The organism is Clostridium sp. Cult2, assembly GCF_021655075.1.
Classification (GTDB): domain Bacteria; phylum Bacillota; class Clostridia; order Tissierellales; family Tepidimicrobiaceae; genus Schnuerera.
Genome location: NZ_PPXX01000091.1, coordinates 1 through 15330 on the forward strand (window position 1 = coordinate 1; position 15330 = coordinate 15330).

Genomic DNA, 15330 nt, shown 5'->3' on the forward strand with positions numbered 1-15330 from the left:
ACTTACTATAAAGATTAGCAATATAATAAAAGAAGAACTAGCTAAAAAAGGAATAGAACTTTACGATATTAAATTAGAATTTGGTAGGGTAGGAGAAAATAATGAAATTGCTTTGATTGATGAAATCTCTGGTGGAAATATGAGGGCATATAAAGATGGAAAATATATTGAACCATTAGAATTGGAAAGGTTAATGTTAAGCTAATAATTAAAACGATATAGCTATTATTAAACTTAATAGTTATATCGTTTATTTTTTATATCTTTTGTGGTAAAATTGAATAAAATTGGATTAAAGGGGTGAAATAGTTGGCAATACATGATAGACCAATAATAACTATCAGAAATTTAGAAAAAACCTTTGGCACTAAAAAAGTTTTAAAGGGAATAAATTTAGATATATATCCAGGGCAAATAATCGGATATATAGGTCCAAATGGGGCTGGAAAAAGTACTACTGTAAAGATAATGTTAGGATTAATTGGAGAATATACAGGGGATATAGAAATATTAGGGGAAAATATTTCTAGTGGCAATGTGGAATACAAGAGGAAAATAGGCTATGTCCCAGAGACAGCTGATCTCTATGACAATTTGACTGGTAGAGAATATCTGACCTTTATAGGTGAATTATTTGGTATGGACTATGATGAGGCAGATGAAAAAGCAAAGAAGCTAATGGAATTATTTGGCTTAAAACAGGTATATGATTCTAGAATATCTTCTTATTCTAAAGGGATGAGACAAAAGTTATTAATAATATCTAGCCTATTAAATAATCCAGAGATTTTATTTTTTGATGAGCCTTTAAGTGGTATAGATGCTAACAGCGTGATGGTATTTAAGGAAATATTAGCAGAGCTTAAATCTCAAGGCAAAACCATATTCTATTCATCTCATATAATGGAAGTAGTTGAAAAGATAAGCAGTAGGATAGTTCTAATTAATGATGGTCAGATTGTTGCAGATGGTAGTTTTGAGGATTTAAGGGGAAAATCTAAAGAGGGTTCTTTAGAGGAGATATTCAACCAACTTACAGGATTTAAAGAGCATGAAAAAATTGCCAAAGAATTTGTTTCCATAGTACAAGGGGTAGATGCATATGAAGGATTTTAGGATATTAAAAGTTTTAGATAGATTTAAAGGCTTATTTGAAAGACTGGGAATAGATTATTATATTATGAGGAGAATTTTACAAGTAAAGCTTACTTTAGATGGAAGAAGAACTCCAACTACTATGATAAATTCTTCTAAAAAGAAAAAAGATGAGGATAATAGTTTTATTAAATCCTTATGGATTTATATATTACTCGGAATTATATTTATTCCCTTAGTTATAGCGGGTGAAAACTACCTATTCCAGATGAGTTTAGTATTTGGAATTATAATGTTCATGATGGTAATTACTTTAATATCAGATTTTTCATCCGTATTATTAGACTTGAAAGATAAAGATATTATCCTTTCAAAGCCTATTGATGGAAGAACATTAAGTGCAGCCAAGACCATTCACATAATGATTTATATGTTTTTTATAACTTTTTCTTTTATAGGACCGGGTCTTATTGCTGGATTGGTGAAACATGGTTTTCTATTTTTCATAATATTTTTTATTGAAATAATTTTTATGGACCTTTTTATAGTAGTATTGACTGCATTATTATACCTGTTAATTCTCAAAATTTTTGATGGCGAAAAGTTGAAGGATATTATAAATTATTTTCAAATAGCATTGACTATTACTGTAACTATAGGTTATCAATTAGTAGGTAGGTTATTTAATATTAACGTATTTTTGAATCAAGAATTTACTCCAAAACCTTGGCATTATATAATTCCACCTATCTGGTTTGGTGGACCCTTTGAATTGATATTAAAAAAGAACTTAGACTCTTATATAATAATATTTTCAACATTAGCTTTTATAATTCCTATAATATCTATGATTATTTATAATAAACTTACACCTACATTCGAACATAATTTGCAAAAATTGAATGATAGTAGTGGTACTTCTAAACCTAGGAACAAGGGCTTTAACAAGATGTTATCAGAATTAGTATGTAGGACTAAAGAAGAGGCAACTTTTTTTAGATTTGCCACTAACATGATGAAAAAAGAAAGGAATTTTAAATTGAGAGTATATCCTTCCTTAGGATTTTCATTAATTTTTCCTTTTATATTTTTATTAGCTGGTTTGAAAGAAGCAGGATTAGAAGGGATAACCTCTAGTAAGGCATATTTTAGTATATATTTTATAGGCTTTTTAGTTCCCAATATTGTAAGCACAATAGGGTTTTCGGGTAATTATAAAGGAGCTTGGGTTTACAAAATTGCCCCCTTTAATGAGACTAAGACTATATTTAAAGGGACAATAAAAGCTTCTCTCATCAGCTTAATACTCCCCTTATATATTTTTATTAGCACAATTTATATGATTATATTTAGGGGTAAAATATTTATAGATTTAGTAGTCTTGCTGCTAGCTTTACTATTATTTATAATAATTTGTTTTAATCTAACAACTAAAAGATTACCTTTTTCAGAACCTTTTGAAGAGGTTAATAAAGGAGAAGGAATAATGGCTATATTTTATGTTTTAATATTGGGACTTTTAGCAGGAGCTCATTATATTGCCACTATGTTTAAATATGGCATGCTAATATATATATTAGCTTTAATTCTAATCAATATATTTGCATGGAGAAAAGGATTTAATGTAGAGTTAGAAGGTTGTTAATATAACCTGGTTTCTAAGAATTTAGAGACCAGGTTTTTTATATTTTAAAAATTTTCAATAATACTTTTAAATAGTACTCATCGGTTAAGTCATGTCTATTTTAAATATATTTTTTTCTCCACAATTTAAATGGTCATATGTTCCATTGCAAAAAATTCCATTGAGGATTGATAAATAATAAATAACAATGAGGGAAAAATAAACAGGCAGCTGTGTATTTGGTTTTCTATAGAAGAAGGTGGATAGAGATGAAATATTTAGTAGTTACCAATAATCCATTGGTAAAGGAGGAATTTGAAGATTGTTTATTGGTAGAAGGTTCTTTTTTAGATGTATTAATTAAAGTTAGGGACTTAATCCATAATGGCATGAAACTAGCTAGTCATCCTTTAGGGGCAAGTGTTAGAATGCTATTTTCCCCTTATCGTTCCATAGTAGTCCAGAAAGGAGAGGAAGAAATTAAGGATTATTATGTAGAGATTATTGAAAACAGTATTATAAGTTATAAAAAGCACATGAATATGAGGAATGTAGATGAGGGAAATAGCTATAGCTATGCATTAATGGATAAAGAACTTTTATATTCTACATTTAAAAATCTAGGAATCAGTTCAATCAGTGAATTTGTTTAAAATTACTTGGAGGTGATTTTTTTGAAATTAGAGCATAGAAGAATCCATATTGAAGATATTCAATTTGGTGAAAAAACTTCTGTAAAAAATGGAATCTTAATGGTAAATCAAGAAGAGCTAATTGAAGTGCTTAAAGAAGATGATAAGATACAAGACGTAAAAGTTGACATTGCAAGACCAGGAGAAAGAATAAGAATTATTCCTGTAAAGGATGTAATTGAACCTAGAGTAAAAATTGAGGGACCTGGGAAAGGATTTCCAGGGGCTTTATCTAAAATGGAACAGGTAGGAGAAGGAAAAGTTAATATACTTTATGGTGCTGCTATAGTTACTATTGGAGATATCGTTGGATTCCAAGAAGGTGTAATAGACATGTGGGGTGAGGGGGCCAAATGGACACCATTTTCTAAAACTTACAATCTAATAATAGATATTACTCCCATTGAAGGACTAGACCCTCATACTCATGAAGGAACTGTCAGAGTAGCAGGACTTAGGGCAGCAGAATATATTGGTGAAGCTGGTAGAGGAGTTGAACCAGATGAAATATTAACCTATGAAATGTGTAGTATAGCTGAAGAAATTAATAAATACCCAGATTTACCTAAGGTTTTATATGTAGAGATGCTTATCTCACAAGGCCTTCTTCATGACACCTATATCTATGGTGTAAATAGTCAGTTAATATTACCAACCTTACTCCATCCAAATGAAGAACTTGATGAGGCTGTAGTAAGTGGTAACTGTGTTGCTGCCTGTGATAAAATTACCACTTATCAACATCAGAACAACTCAGTTATTTTAGATTTATATGCTCAGCATGGTAAGACCTTAAACTTTATGGGAGTAATAATGACACCAGAACTTACTACCTTAGATGGAAAATTTAGAACTTGCGATTATACAGCTAAATTATGCAAGATGCTAGGTGCAGATGGTGTCATAGTATCAGAGGAAGGTTATGGAAATCCGGACTCTGATTTATTAATGATTTGTAAAAGGCTAGAAACAGCAGGAATAAAAACTGTATTGATTACGGATGAATGTTCAGGCAGAGATGGAATGAGTCAACCATTAGCGGATACTGCTAAAGAGGCCATAGCTGTTATTTCTACAGGAAATGTAAGTCATGTAGTTACTTTACCACCTGCTGACAAGGTAATTGGAAATGCAGAATCTATAGCAACCCTTGCAGGTGGATGGGCAGGGGCTTTACTTGAAGATGGAACACTAATGTGTGAACTGAATGCTGTAGTAGGCTCTACTTCGGAGATTGGATACCACAATTGTACAGTAGAGTTGTATTAAACACCGATGAAAGGAGGATGAAAAATGGCAGAAAGATTTAAAGTATTATACTATGTAAATCAGTTCTTTGGTCAAATAGGCGGGGAAGAAAAGGCTGGTATTGAGCCTACCTTTAAAAAAGATACCATAGGACCTGCTTTAGGATTTAATGACCTTATAAAAGATGAAGGTGAAGTCATTGGAACTATAATCTGTGGGGATAACTATTTTAATGAAAACAAAGAAGAGGCATTAAATTATATATTAGAGGCTATAAAAGAAAACAAACCAGATATTGTGGTTACAGGCCCTGCTTTCAATGCTGGCAGATACGGAATGGCTTGTGGAGAGATTGCCAATGCTGTTGTAGAACAATTAAATATCCCCGTAGTTACTGGAATGTATGTTGAAAACCCTGGAGTTGATGTTTGTAAAGAGAAAGCAATTGTTGCTAGCGTATCGGACTCAGCTGCTGGTATGCGTAAAGCATTACCTGTTATGGCTAATATAGTCAAGAAGATGGTAAAAAAAGAACCGTTAGGGCCTCCAGAGGAAGAAGGATATATACCACAAGGAAGAAGATTAACAGTATTTGTAGATAAGAGAGGTTCCCAAAGAGCTGTTGAAATGCTACTAGCTAGGCTAAAGGATAAAGAATTTAAAACGGAATTGCCAATGCCTGTATTTGATAAGGTAGATCCAGCTATGCCTATTAGGGATTTAAGCAAGGCTACTATAGCATTGGTAACGTCTGGTGGTATAGTTCCAAAGGGTAATCCAGATAGGATAGAATCAGCTAGTGCCCAAAAGTGGGGCAAATATGATATAAGTAGAAAAGACGATTTGGGAGCAGATTACTATACTATTCATGGTGGATATGATCCAGTATATGCTAATGAAAAACCCGATAGAGTAGCTCCTTTAGATATATTAAGACAGTATGAGAAAGATGGATATATAGGAAAGGTTTACGAATACTTCTATACTACAACAGGTACGGGAACATCTGTGGGAAACTCAATAAAGTTTGGTACAGAGATAGGTAAAGAATTAAAAGAAGCTGGAGTAGATGGAGTTATACTAACTTCAACATGAGGTACCTGTACACGTTGCGGTGCAACCATGGTAAAAGAAATAGAAAGGTATGGTATTCCTATTGTCCACATGGCAACTATTACTACTATTTCAAAATCTGTAGGTGCAAATAGAATAGTGCCAACTATTGCAATTCCTCATCCAGTAGGAAATCCAGCTCTGCCACCGGATAAGGAATTAGAATTAAGAAGAAAATTAGTTAAAAAATCCCTAGATGCATTTAAAGTAGAAGTTAATGAGCCTACTGAATTTGAATAAATATTTTTAGATTTAAGCCCGAACTTTCATTAGAGACAGTTCGGGCAAATTCCAATTTGGTTACTTAAAATAAAACGAGGGAGTGAAATAAATGGATAAAAGAGAAAGCTGGGGGAGTCGGTTTGGTTTCATTATGGCTGCTGCAGGCTTTTCTATTGGACTTGGTAACATATGGAGGTTTCCATATTTAACTGGAGTTAATGGTGGGGGGGCTTTTGTACTTGTATATTTATTGATAGTCTTGCTAATAGGTATACCATTATTTACTATGGAAATGAGTTTAGGCCGTAAAACTCAACTAAACCCTGTAGAAGGTATGAGGCATTTAACTAGAAAAGGAAGTATTTGGGTTCTATTTGGATGGCTTGGAGTATTGTCTGCATTTTTGATATTAACCTATTATGTACAAATAATGGGTTGGATTTTAGCTTATCTATTTAAAATGATTTCTGGTTCATTAAGGGGATTAACAGCTGACCAATATGTTCAGGCTTTTACAAGCTTTACATCTAATACTTTGGCTGTAAGTGGGTTCACTTTAGCATGTACTATAATAATAGGATTAATTTCTGCTAGAGGATTAGAAAATGGCATAGAAAAAGCATGTAAGATAATGATGCCTACATTGTTTATTATGCTAATTATATTAGCAATAAGGTCATTAACACTTCCAGGAGCCATGAAAGGATTAAGATGGTATTTAAGCGTAGATTTTTCAAAGATAAATGGAAGTGTATTGCTTGCAGCTTTAGGCCAATCTTTCTTTTCAATAGGTATAGCCAGTGGTGGGGCTTTTATATATGGAAGTTATTTAAAAAAGGATAGCGATATTCCAACGGATGCTGCTATAATAGTTTCATTTGATACGTTAGCAGCTTTAATTGCAGGTTTAGTTATATTCCCAGCCATATTTGCATTAGGATTACAACCAGATGCGGGAGCAAGTTTGTTATTTGTCACCATGTCAAATTTATTTAATAGATTGCCAGCAGGCAGTTTATTTGGTGGGATGTTTTTCCTATTGATATTCTTTGCAGCCCTCTCTTCTGCTATAGGCTATCTAGAGCCTGTAGTAATGACTTTTACAGAGCTGTTCAAGATGAATAGGAAAAAGGCTGTGTGGTTAAGTTTAATTGCCATATATATAATAGGTTATCCAACTATATTAGCTCAAGGACCCTGGTCAACTATATTAATTGGGGGAAGAAATTTCTTTGACTTTGCAGATTATGTTTCAGGTAATATAGCCATGCCTTTAGGAGCCTTAGTACTATCTTTCTATACCTTACTGGTATGGAAATTTGATAGGTATCAAGAAGAAACAAATATTGGGGCAGAAAAACTTAAAGTTTATGATTGGTGGAGCCCTTTGATAAAATTTCTAATTCCAATAGCTTTAGTTATAATATTTATTACAGGGGTGTTTTAATAATTAGCACCTGCTGTTTAAGGGGAAACAAAACGAATAATAAAATAAGTATTGACAACATGATTTTAATGTATTAACATATTACCATAATAAATTGAAATAAAAGCTTCGATGAGAAATAGTAAAGATACATTTCTTATACAGAGAATTCCCGGTTGGTGAGAGGGGCATTTGAGTGTATTTTGAACACATCTCTGAGCTAGACACCGAATCCTATTAGGTAGTAGACTGTCTTCGGATTACCTGCACCCGTTATAGTGCTAGAGTATAAACATATATTTGTCGTACTCGATAAGGTTGATACTGTGAGGTATCGATAAATAGAGATGGGACCACGGAGTAATACTCTCGTTCTCTAGTGTAATACTAGAGACGGGAGTTTTTTTATTTCTAACTTATAAATCTAAATAAAAGGAGATGTAATAATGAAAAGAAACAATTGTCTTATTATCTTATTAGCTGTATTAATTTTAAATATTTTTGGTTTAACAGGTTGCACAAAAGAGGTAATATCCAAGAAAGACTCTTATGAAAAGTTAGAAGAAAGTGGTTATATAGTAATGGGGCTTGATGATACCTTTGCTCCTATGGGGTTTAGAGATGACAAAGGAGAATTGGTAGGCTTTGATGTAGACTTAGCAAAGGAAGTGTTTAAACGAGCTGGATTTGAAGTAAAGTTCCAACCCATAGATTGGTCTATGAAGGAAACGGAATTGAATTCAGGTAATATTGATGTCATTTGGAATGGTTATTCTATTAATGATGAAAGAAAGGAAAAAGTTGCATTTACTCAAGCCTATCTAGAAAACAAACAAATAATTATGACGTTGGCAGATTCTAATATAAATAGTAAAACAGATTTAAAAGATAAGAAGGTAGCAGTTCAAAATGGTTCTAGTACCCTTGAGGCTATAAATAAGGAACCTGAAGTAGTAGAAAGTTTTGAAGGAGGACAAGCTGTATTATTTGATACAAACCATGAGGCAATTATGGATTTAGAAGCGGGAAGAGTAGATGCTGTTATATCAGATGAAGTCCTCGCAAGATACTATATTAGTCAAAAAAATCCTGAAGATTATAAAATCCTTAAGGAGGACTTTGGAGAAGAAGAATATGGTATAGGCCTTAGAAAGGAAGATAATAAATTATTGGAAGTGATAAATAATACTTTAGATGAAATGAAGAAAGATGGTAGTTATGATGAGATTTATAAGAAATGGTTTGGGGGAAACAATTAAAGTAAGAGGATGATACTATGATTAGATATATATATATAATTTATTGCCATCTATGGTTGATGGTCTTGTTACAACCTTAGAAGTATTTTCTTTAACTCTTATATTATCTATTCCATTGGGAATTCTTGTATCCATAGGGAGAATATCAAAGGTGAAATTTTTGTCTAAGATAACAGAATTTTATATATGGGTAATGCGAGGCACACCTTTAATGCTGCAGATAGTGTTTATATTCTTTGGGTTACCTTTAATAGGTATAATTTTTGATAGATTTACAGCTGTACTAATAGCTTTTGTATTAAACTACGGAGCATATTTTGGTGAAATATTTAGAGGTGGTATAGAGTCAATTGATAAGGGACAATATGAGGCGGCTAAAGTATTAGGTTTAACTCCCTATAAAACATTCAAAAGGGTAATACTGCCTCAAATGTTTAAGATAGTACTACCCTCTATTGCCAATGAAGTTATTACTCTCATTAAGGATACCTCCCTGGTATATATAGTAGGAATTGGAGAATTATTAAGGGCTGGAAAAATCGCTTCAAACAGAGATGTTTCATTAATTCCATTAGCATTAGTAGGGGTTATATATCTATTGTTAACAGCCATATTCACAGAAGTTTTCAATAAAATAGAGGGAAGATATTCCTATTACGAATAGGAGGGGGAAAATGGTTCTAGAAGTAAGTGGATTAAACAAAAGATTTGGAGAAAAACAGGTGCTGAAGGACATAAGTTTTCAATTGAAAACAGGAGAAGTTTTAGCAATTATTGGGCCATCTGGAGCAGGGAAGACTACAATTCTTAGATGTATAAATAATTTGGAAAAATGTGATGGTGGTACGATAATAATTGATGAATCCTATCTGTGTAAGGATTATAATGGTAAAAGTATATATGCTAGTTCTGAGGAAATGAAGGTTATAAGGAAGAAAATAGGATTAGTCTTTCAAAACTATAACCTTTTTCCTCATATGTCAGTAATAGAAAACATAATAGAGGCTCCTATAAATGTTTTTGGTGTATCCAAAGAAGAAGCAAGGGATAAAGCTATAAAACTCCTAAAAACTATGGGATTAGTAAACAAGAGGGATTCTTATCCCTTTGAGCTTTCAGGAGGGCAAAAACAAAGAGTAGCCATTGCTAGGGCTTGTGCATTAAATCCTAGGATTATGTGTTTAGATGAACCTACTTCCGCTTTGGATCCAGAGTTAAGGGAAGAAATAGCAGGAATAATAGAAAAGTTAGCAAATAATAATATGAGTATTTTAATCATAACCCATGATATGACTTTTGCAAAGAAAATAGCCAATAGGATAATATTTATGGAAGAGGGACAAATAGTACAGGAAGGTAGAAAAGAAGAATTTTTTGATAACTTTCAAGATGACAGAATAAGAAAATTTGTGGTCTTATAAAAGCAAAACAACTATATGGTATATTCCACCAAGATCAAGAGTAAACTCTTGATCTTTTATTTTTGCTACTTGACACGTACTACGGATAACGATATAATAATAACAAATACTACGCATGGCGTAATAGGGGGGGGAAAATGAAAAAGCAGATTAAAGAAGGCCCATTAACTGAAACAGCTTTTCTAATCTTATTAGCAATGTATCAACCAAATCATGGCTATGGGGTTATGCAATTTGTGGAGGAAAAGACAAAAGGAAGAGTGGTATTTGGACCAGGAACACTTTATGGAGCAATTAATAACTTGGCGAAGAAAAAATGGATAGAGCCATGTCCAGTAAATCCTGAAGAAAGGAAAAAGGATTATATTATAACTGAACTGGGACGTGCTCAGGTGGAGTTGGAAATAGAACGGTTAGAAGAAATATATAATATAGCTATTGAAGCTACGAAAGGTGGTGGCGATGATGAAGAAGATATTTAGAATATTTTTAAATCCAATGGGAAGTCAAGAAAAATGGTTAAATCAAATGTCAGAAAAGGGACATAGGTTAGTTAATGTAGGACGGTTTTTTTATACTTTTGAGAATTGTGAAGCAAATGAATACCAATATAGTATTGATTATGTAGGAAATAAAAACTACAAAGAGTTAAAAGAATATAAACAATTCATAGAAGAAATAGGAATAAAATATTATGAAAAACCAATAAATATTGGACAATTTTCATGGGGGAAGGCAAGACTTCGTCCTTTTGCAAATCAAGGCGGTAGGATTGCCACATCTAAAGGAATGATTAATAGAGAGTTGTTAATATTAGAAAAGAAAAATAATGGAAAACCCTTTGAGATATATTCTAACATTGAAGACAAGATATATAGATTAAAAGAGATAAGAAAACCATTGATAGTTGGTGAAATTACTATTTTATTCTTTGCAATAATGGGAATTTTTATGGAAAATTCAATATTTGAATTTACTTTATGGAGCATAGGAAATACTAATACTAGTAACAATTATATGTTATTAGTACTATTAGGAATAGTATTTATCTGTTTATCTGTGAAATTAATTCAAATTAATGAGAGTATTAAAAATCTAAAAGATAAAGGTGAGATTAATCAATAGAAAATTGCTTTAGTAAAGTTTAGATTCTTGTAATTAATAGGGCTTCAATATATGCAGCCATGAATAATAAGACTAAAGCTATGGCAACTAATGCTTTCTCAGTTTTATTAAAATTTATGAATTTACTTTACCCCAGAATACATTTTATGTATAATATAATCAGTATTCAACAAGATTAGTATAGAGGATATGAGAAATTTTAATACAAATAATCATACATTATTTTCTAACGTTATCATCTTGTTCTATTCAAGTATATCCATATTTAGAAATAAAACAAAACTAAGATAAAAACACGCTACAGATTTACAAATTTTTGATATACCAAAATTAAGGTCAAATACAATATTTTGCTAAATGTTAACGTATATAGGATGTATTTCATTGGTTAACTAGTTATATAATCAATAAATTAAAATATATAAAATATGGAGGGATTTATTAATGTATAATGTTCGAAAGGTAACTAAGGATTTATATTGGGTTGGTGGCAATGATCGTCGCCTTGTCCTTTTTGAAAATATTCATCCTATTCCTGAAGGCATTTCCTATAATTCATATTTGCTTTTAGACGAAAAGACTGTGCTTTTAGATACAGTAGATTGGTCGGTATGCCGCAAATTTGTAGAGAATATAAAATATGTTTTAGGAGATAGGCCTTTAGATTATATGGTCATAAACCATATGGAACCTGACCATGCAGCCTGTATAGAGGAAATAATTTGTCGTTATCCAGATGTAAAAATCATAGGTAATAAAAAGACTTTTGATTTTATGAGGCAATTTGATTTTAAAGTAGATGAAAATATAATAGAGGTTAAAGATGGAGACACTATGTCCTTCGGCAAACATGAATTTATATTTATATCAGCACCAATGGTCCATTGGCCAGAGACCATGGCAACCTTTGATACAACAAATGGAGTACTATTTTCCGCTGATGCCTTTGGAACCTTTGGTTCCTTAGATGGGAAGTTGTTTAATGATGAAATGGATTTTGATAGGGACTTCTTAATACCAGCTAGAAGATATTATACTAATATAGTGGGAAAATATGGACCTCAGGTTCAGGCCTTGTTGAAAAAGGCTGGTAATTTAGATATTAAGTATATTTGTCCACTACATGGACCAGTATGGCGTACAGATTTAGATTATTTTATCGACAAATATAATAAATGGAGCAGTTATGAACCTGAGGAAAAAGGTGTATTAATCGTTTATGGCTCAATGTACGGAAATACAGAAGCAGCTGCTGAAGATTTAGCTATGAGATTAGTAGAAAAAGGTATGACTAATGTGGTTATGTACGATGCTTCAAAAACCCATGTATCTTATTTAATTGCCGATGCATTTAGATATAGTCATTTAGTATTGGCTTCTGCAACTTATAATTTAAGTATTTATACACCAGTACAAAATTTCTTATTAGATATGAAGGCGTTGAATTTACAAAAACGTACAGTTGGGATAATTGAAAATGGAACTTGGGCACCTAGAGCTGGAAAATTAATCCGTGAACTTCTAGGTGAAATGAAAGAAATGAATGTATTAGAGAAGGATGTATTAATAAAATCATCTATGAAAGAGGAAAATATCAATGAAATGGAGTCCCTTGCTAATAGTATCATAGAATCAATGAAATAGATATTTATAATGGAAAATGAAACCATCTCAAAATTGATTTTGAGATGGTTTTTTTAATATACTATTGACTTCACATTCTACATGATGTAAAATTAAATCAATACTACATAATGTAGAATATAAGGGGTGATTCATTATGAATATAGTTAAAATCTCAGAAGCAGAATATGAAATAATGAAAATAATTTGGGATGTAGATGGAGAGGTTACAACTGCAGATATAATTGAAAAATTAGGAGAGGATAATACATGGAAGCATACTACTATACTTACTTTAGCTAAACGACTAGTGGAAAAAAATGTACTAAAAGTAAGGAAAAAAGGTAGAATTAACTATTATTCTCCCGTTGTAAATAAGGATGAATATAAATCCTATCAAGCTGAGGACTTTTTGGAAGAGATGTATGGTGGCAGTGTAAAATCCTTAGTAGCTTCATTATATAATAATAAAAAAATAGATGAAGAAGATATAAAGGAATTAAAAGATTGGATTAGGAGGGTGTGATATGGCAATTTTAAAGGGGATATTTAGCATGTCCATTATTGGAAGCATAATGTCTTTCATACTTTTATTGATAGCGCCTTTAACTAAAAAGAATTCTAGATTTAGATATATTATTTCATTATTTGTGTTGTTTTTGATTATAATATCTGGACTTTTTACAGCTTGTAGCATTATGCCAACTAATGCTACAGAAGGGAAGGATCCCTTTATTGTATATATTAAAGATAATGGATTGTATTTTGCTGATTTAAACACTGGGAGAGAGACTAAAATTCATGAAGGAAGGGAATTTAGCTATCCTATTATTTCAAAATATGGAGATTATATTGCCTATACCTATGATGGATATTTATATGTATTTGATTTTGAAAATGGGAATTCAGATAAATTAGCTGAAAAAATAGTATCCTATGATTGGATGGATGAAGATATTATAATATACTCTACAGAAGAAACGGGCTTTACTATTCATGATATGAAACCTAAAGGTAAAGATAAGGTCCAAAACATTGGGAGATTTATAGATGATTACTATTATGATAATTTTAGGGTATCAAAAAAGGGAAATATATATTGCAATCAAATATCCCGTTGGACTACGGATGAAGGTGAATTTGGCTATAATATTGGCATTGTAGAAATAGAACTTAGGGGAGATAGAGAATCTATAGAAAGCACAATAAATACAATAATAGAAGGCAGAAAATTCACGGATGAGATGATAGGCTATGATCCAATTATATGGGATATAACTGATGATGGAAAATATATTTATATTATGGAGAAACCTGCTTCAGGTTCATTAAGTGCAGATGGAATAGGCGTAGGAATATATGATGTGAAGAATAAAACACATGTGGATTTTAAAAATATAACAGTACTTCCCTATAAAGATAATTTAACCATAAATCCCAAGAATAATAATTTAATTGGTCTAATTGAAGGCGAAGCTAGGGAAATGATTTTAAATAAAGAAGTGGTTTTATTAGATATAGATAAAGACAAAAACTATAATAAAATCAATTTCATGGATAGCGATTTGGTTGCCATGACTCCAAGTTTTACTTTAGATGGGGATAAATTATTGTATTCAGCAACTAAAGCTGTAGATACCTCCCAAAACTTTGATTATAATGAGGAATTTATAAATTGGGAAAAAAGAGCTCATAATATTTATGAATATGATTTAAGAACTTCTCAAGTGAAAAAGATAACTGAGGGAGATTATTTTGACTTTATGCCAATAAGTATATCTAAAGATGAAATATTATTCAGCAGGTACAAAGGAAAAGGCTACTATAGTTTAATAAAATTAACTAATGGTAAAGAAGAAATATTAGCAGATAATATCATCTTTGATTATCACAATGAAGGCAGAGCCTTTGGATTTTATGGTCATATAAAAACGGAAGAGACTATGGATATATTTTTAAATGAGAAAAAAGGAAATATTAAAAATAAAGATAAAAAACCACAAAAGCCTATATCTGAAAAAGACGAGGAGTCAGAAGACCAAGATATGATTCGATTTTCAGCCCAAATTAGATTAGATGACCATATTACTTTTGAAGATTTAAGAGATGTTTATAATATTAATTCCAGTTATACAATTAAGGATGATTGGTATGTAATAAATGAAGACTATTTTCAAATAGAATTATTGGGATATGATAATGCTCAGAAAGTAGATTTTTATGTTTTAAGACTGGAGTCAGAGGAGGAGCCGATATTAATATTTACCGATACTGATTATACTGATGGCTGGAAATATACAAATGAAAATATTAGTGATATAATAGATAAGCATGATAAATCTTTGCCAGGAGGTTTTTCATATGAGCCTTATTTCGTGATATATACTGAAGTAGCATTAGAAGATGACAATACCATAAAAACACCCAGATTACCAATATATAATGTTAGCAATTAAAATGGGTGTGTCCATGCTGATAAGGC

The 15330-nt window shown here is 31.6% G+C and carries 15 protein-coding genes; all 15 read left to right on the forward strand.

Features of this window, described 5'->3' with window-relative positions; genetic code table 11:
• A partial coding sequence (locus C3E90_RS09250; RefSeq protein WP_272879113.1) for a phosphoribosylaminoimidazolesuccinocarboxamide synthase occupies positions 1-205 on the forward strand: 205 nt, incomplete at its 5' end.
• 104 nt (positions 206-309) lie between these two features.
• Positions 310-1116, forward strand: a complete 807-nt coding sequence (locus C3E90_RS09255) for an ABC transporter ATP-binding protein (protein WP_272879114.1) — start codon at positions 310-312, stop codon at positions 1114-1116.
• Entirely contained in the window at positions 1103-2740 is a 1638-nt protein-coding gene (locus C3E90_RS09260) for a hypothetical protein (RefSeq protein WP_236915357.1), read from the forward strand. The genes C3E90_RS09255 and C3E90_RS09260 overlap by 14 nt, the downstream gene beginning before the upstream one ends.
• 248 nt (positions 2741-2988) lie before the next feature.
• Positions 2989-3372, forward strand: coding sequence for a GrdX family protein (locus C3E90_RS09265; protein ID WP_236915358.1), 384 nt, complete (start codon positions 2989-2991; stop codon positions 3370-3372).
• Positions 3373-3393: 21 nt separating this feature from the next.
• Positions 3394-4680, forward strand: a complete 1287-nt coding sequence (locus tag C3E90_RS09270; RefSeq protein ID WP_236915359.1) for a glycine/sarcosine/betaine reductase component B subunit — start codon at positions 3394-3396, stop codon at positions 4678-4680.
• Between the two features lie 24 nt (positions 4681-4704).
• Positions 4705-6012, forward strand: a complete 1308-nt coding sequence (gene grdB, locus C3E90_RS09275; protein ID WP_236915360.1) for a glycine reductase complex selenoprotein B — start codon at positions 4705-4707, stop codon at positions 6010-6012.
• 91 nt (positions 6013-6103) lie between these two features.
• Positions 6104-7441 carry a sodium-dependent transporter gene (locus C3E90_RS09280; protein WP_236915361.1) on the forward strand — a complete coding sequence of 446 codons (1338 nt, stop codon included), beginning with the start codon at positions 6104-6106 and terminating at the stop codon, positions 7439-7441.
• Positions 7442-7866: 425 nt separating this feature from the next.
• Positions 7867-8679 carry an amino acid ABC transporter substrate-binding protein gene (locus C3E90_RS09285; RefSeq protein ID WP_236915362.1) on the forward strand — a complete coding sequence of 271 codons (813 nt, stop codon included), beginning with the start codon at positions 7867-7869 and terminating at the stop codon, positions 8677-8679.
• A gap of 52 nt (positions 8680-8731) precedes the next feature.
• The gene (locus tag C3E90_RS09290; RefSeq protein ID WP_236915363.1) at positions 8732-9343 is read left to right on the forward strand and encodes an amino acid ABC transporter permease; all 612 of its coding nucleotides are present in this window, start codon (positions 8732-8734) and stop codon (positions 9341-9343) included.
• A gap of 10 nt (positions 9344-9353) precedes the next feature.
• Positions 9354-10100 (forward strand): amino acid ABC transporter ATP-binding protein, encoded by a 747-nt coding sequence (locus C3E90_RS09295; RefSeq protein ID WP_236915364.1) that lies wholly within the window; start codon positions 9354-9356, stop codon positions 10098-10100.
• A gap of 137 nt (positions 10101-10237) precedes the next feature.
• The gene (locus C3E90_RS09300) at positions 10238-10582 is read left to right on the forward strand and encodes a PadR family transcriptional regulator (protein ID WP_236915365.1); all 345 of its coding nucleotides are present in this window, start codon (positions 10238-10240) and stop codon (positions 10580-10582) included.
• The gene (locus C3E90_RS09305; protein WP_236915366.1) at positions 10566-11225 is read left to right on the forward strand and encodes a DUF2812 domain-containing protein; all 660 of its coding nucleotides are present in this window, start codon (positions 10566-10568) and stop codon (positions 11223-11225) included. The genes C3E90_RS09300 and C3E90_RS09305 overlap by 17 nt, the downstream gene beginning before the upstream one ends.
• A gap of 444 nt (positions 11226-11669) precedes the next feature.
• Positions 11670-12869, forward strand: a complete 1200-nt coding sequence (locus C3E90_RS09310) for an FprA family A-type flavoprotein (protein WP_236915367.1) — start codon at positions 11670-11672, stop codon at positions 12867-12869.
• A 136-nt stretch (positions 12870-13005) separates the two neighbouring features.
• Positions 13006-13374, forward strand: coding sequence for a BlaI/MecI/CopY family transcriptional regulator (locus C3E90_RS09315; protein ID WP_236915368.1), 369 nt, complete (start codon positions 13006-13008; stop codon positions 13372-13374).
• 1 nt (position 13375) lies between these two features.
• Positions 13376-15304, forward strand: coding sequence for a hypothetical protein (locus C3E90_RS09320; RefSeq protein WP_236915369.1), 1929 nt, complete (start codon positions 13376-13378; stop codon positions 15302-15304).
• Positions 15305-15330: the final 26 nt, after the last annotated feature.

Excerpts from the sequence above, each read along its gene's own strand:
- C3E90_RS09260 (WP_236915357.1), top strand. The coding sequence starts at position 1,103 with ATGAAGGATTTTAGGATATTAAAAGTTTTAGATAGATTTAAAGGCTTA.
- C3E90_RS09295 (WP_236915364.1), top strand. The coding sequence starts at position 9,354 with ATGGTTCTAGAAGTAAGTGGATTAAACAAAAGATTTGGAGAAAAACAG.
- C3E90_RS09315 (WP_236915368.1), top strand. The coding sequence starts at position 13,006 with ATGAATATAGTTAAAATCTCAGAAGCAGAATATGAAATAATGAAAATA.
- C3E90_RS09285 (WP_236915362.1), top strand. The coding sequence starts at position 7,867 with ATGAAAAGAAACAATTGTCTTATTATCTTATTAGCTGTATTAATTTTA.
- C3E90_RS09265 (WP_236915358.1), top strand. The coding sequence starts at position 2,989 with ATGAAATATTTAGTAGTTACCAATAATCCATTGGTAAAGGAGGAATTT.
- C3E90_RS09310 (WP_236915367.1), top strand. The coding sequence starts at position 11,670 with ATGTATAATGTTCGAAAGGTAACTAAGGATTTATATTGGGTTGGTGGC.
- C3E90_RS09320 (WP_236915369.1), top strand. The coding sequence starts at position 13,376 with ATGGCAATTTTAAAGGGGATATTTAGCATGTCCATTATTGGAAGCATA.
- C3E90_RS09305 (WP_236915366.1), top strand. The coding sequence starts at position 10,566 with ATGAAGAAGATATTTAGAATATTTTTAAATCCAATGGGAAGTCAAGAA.
- C3E90_RS09300 (WP_236915365.1), top strand. The coding sequence starts at position 10,238 with ATGAAAAAGCAGATTAAAGAAGGCCCATTAACTGAAACAGCTTTTCTA.
- C3E90_RS09290 (WP_236915363.1), top strand. The coding sequence starts at position 8,732 with ATGGTTGATGGTCTTGTTACAACCTTAGAAGTATTTTCTTTAACTCTT.
- C3E90_RS09280 (WP_236915361.1), top strand. The coding sequence starts at position 6,104 with ATGGATAAAAGAGAAAGCTGGGGGAGTCGGTTTGGTTTCATTATGGCT.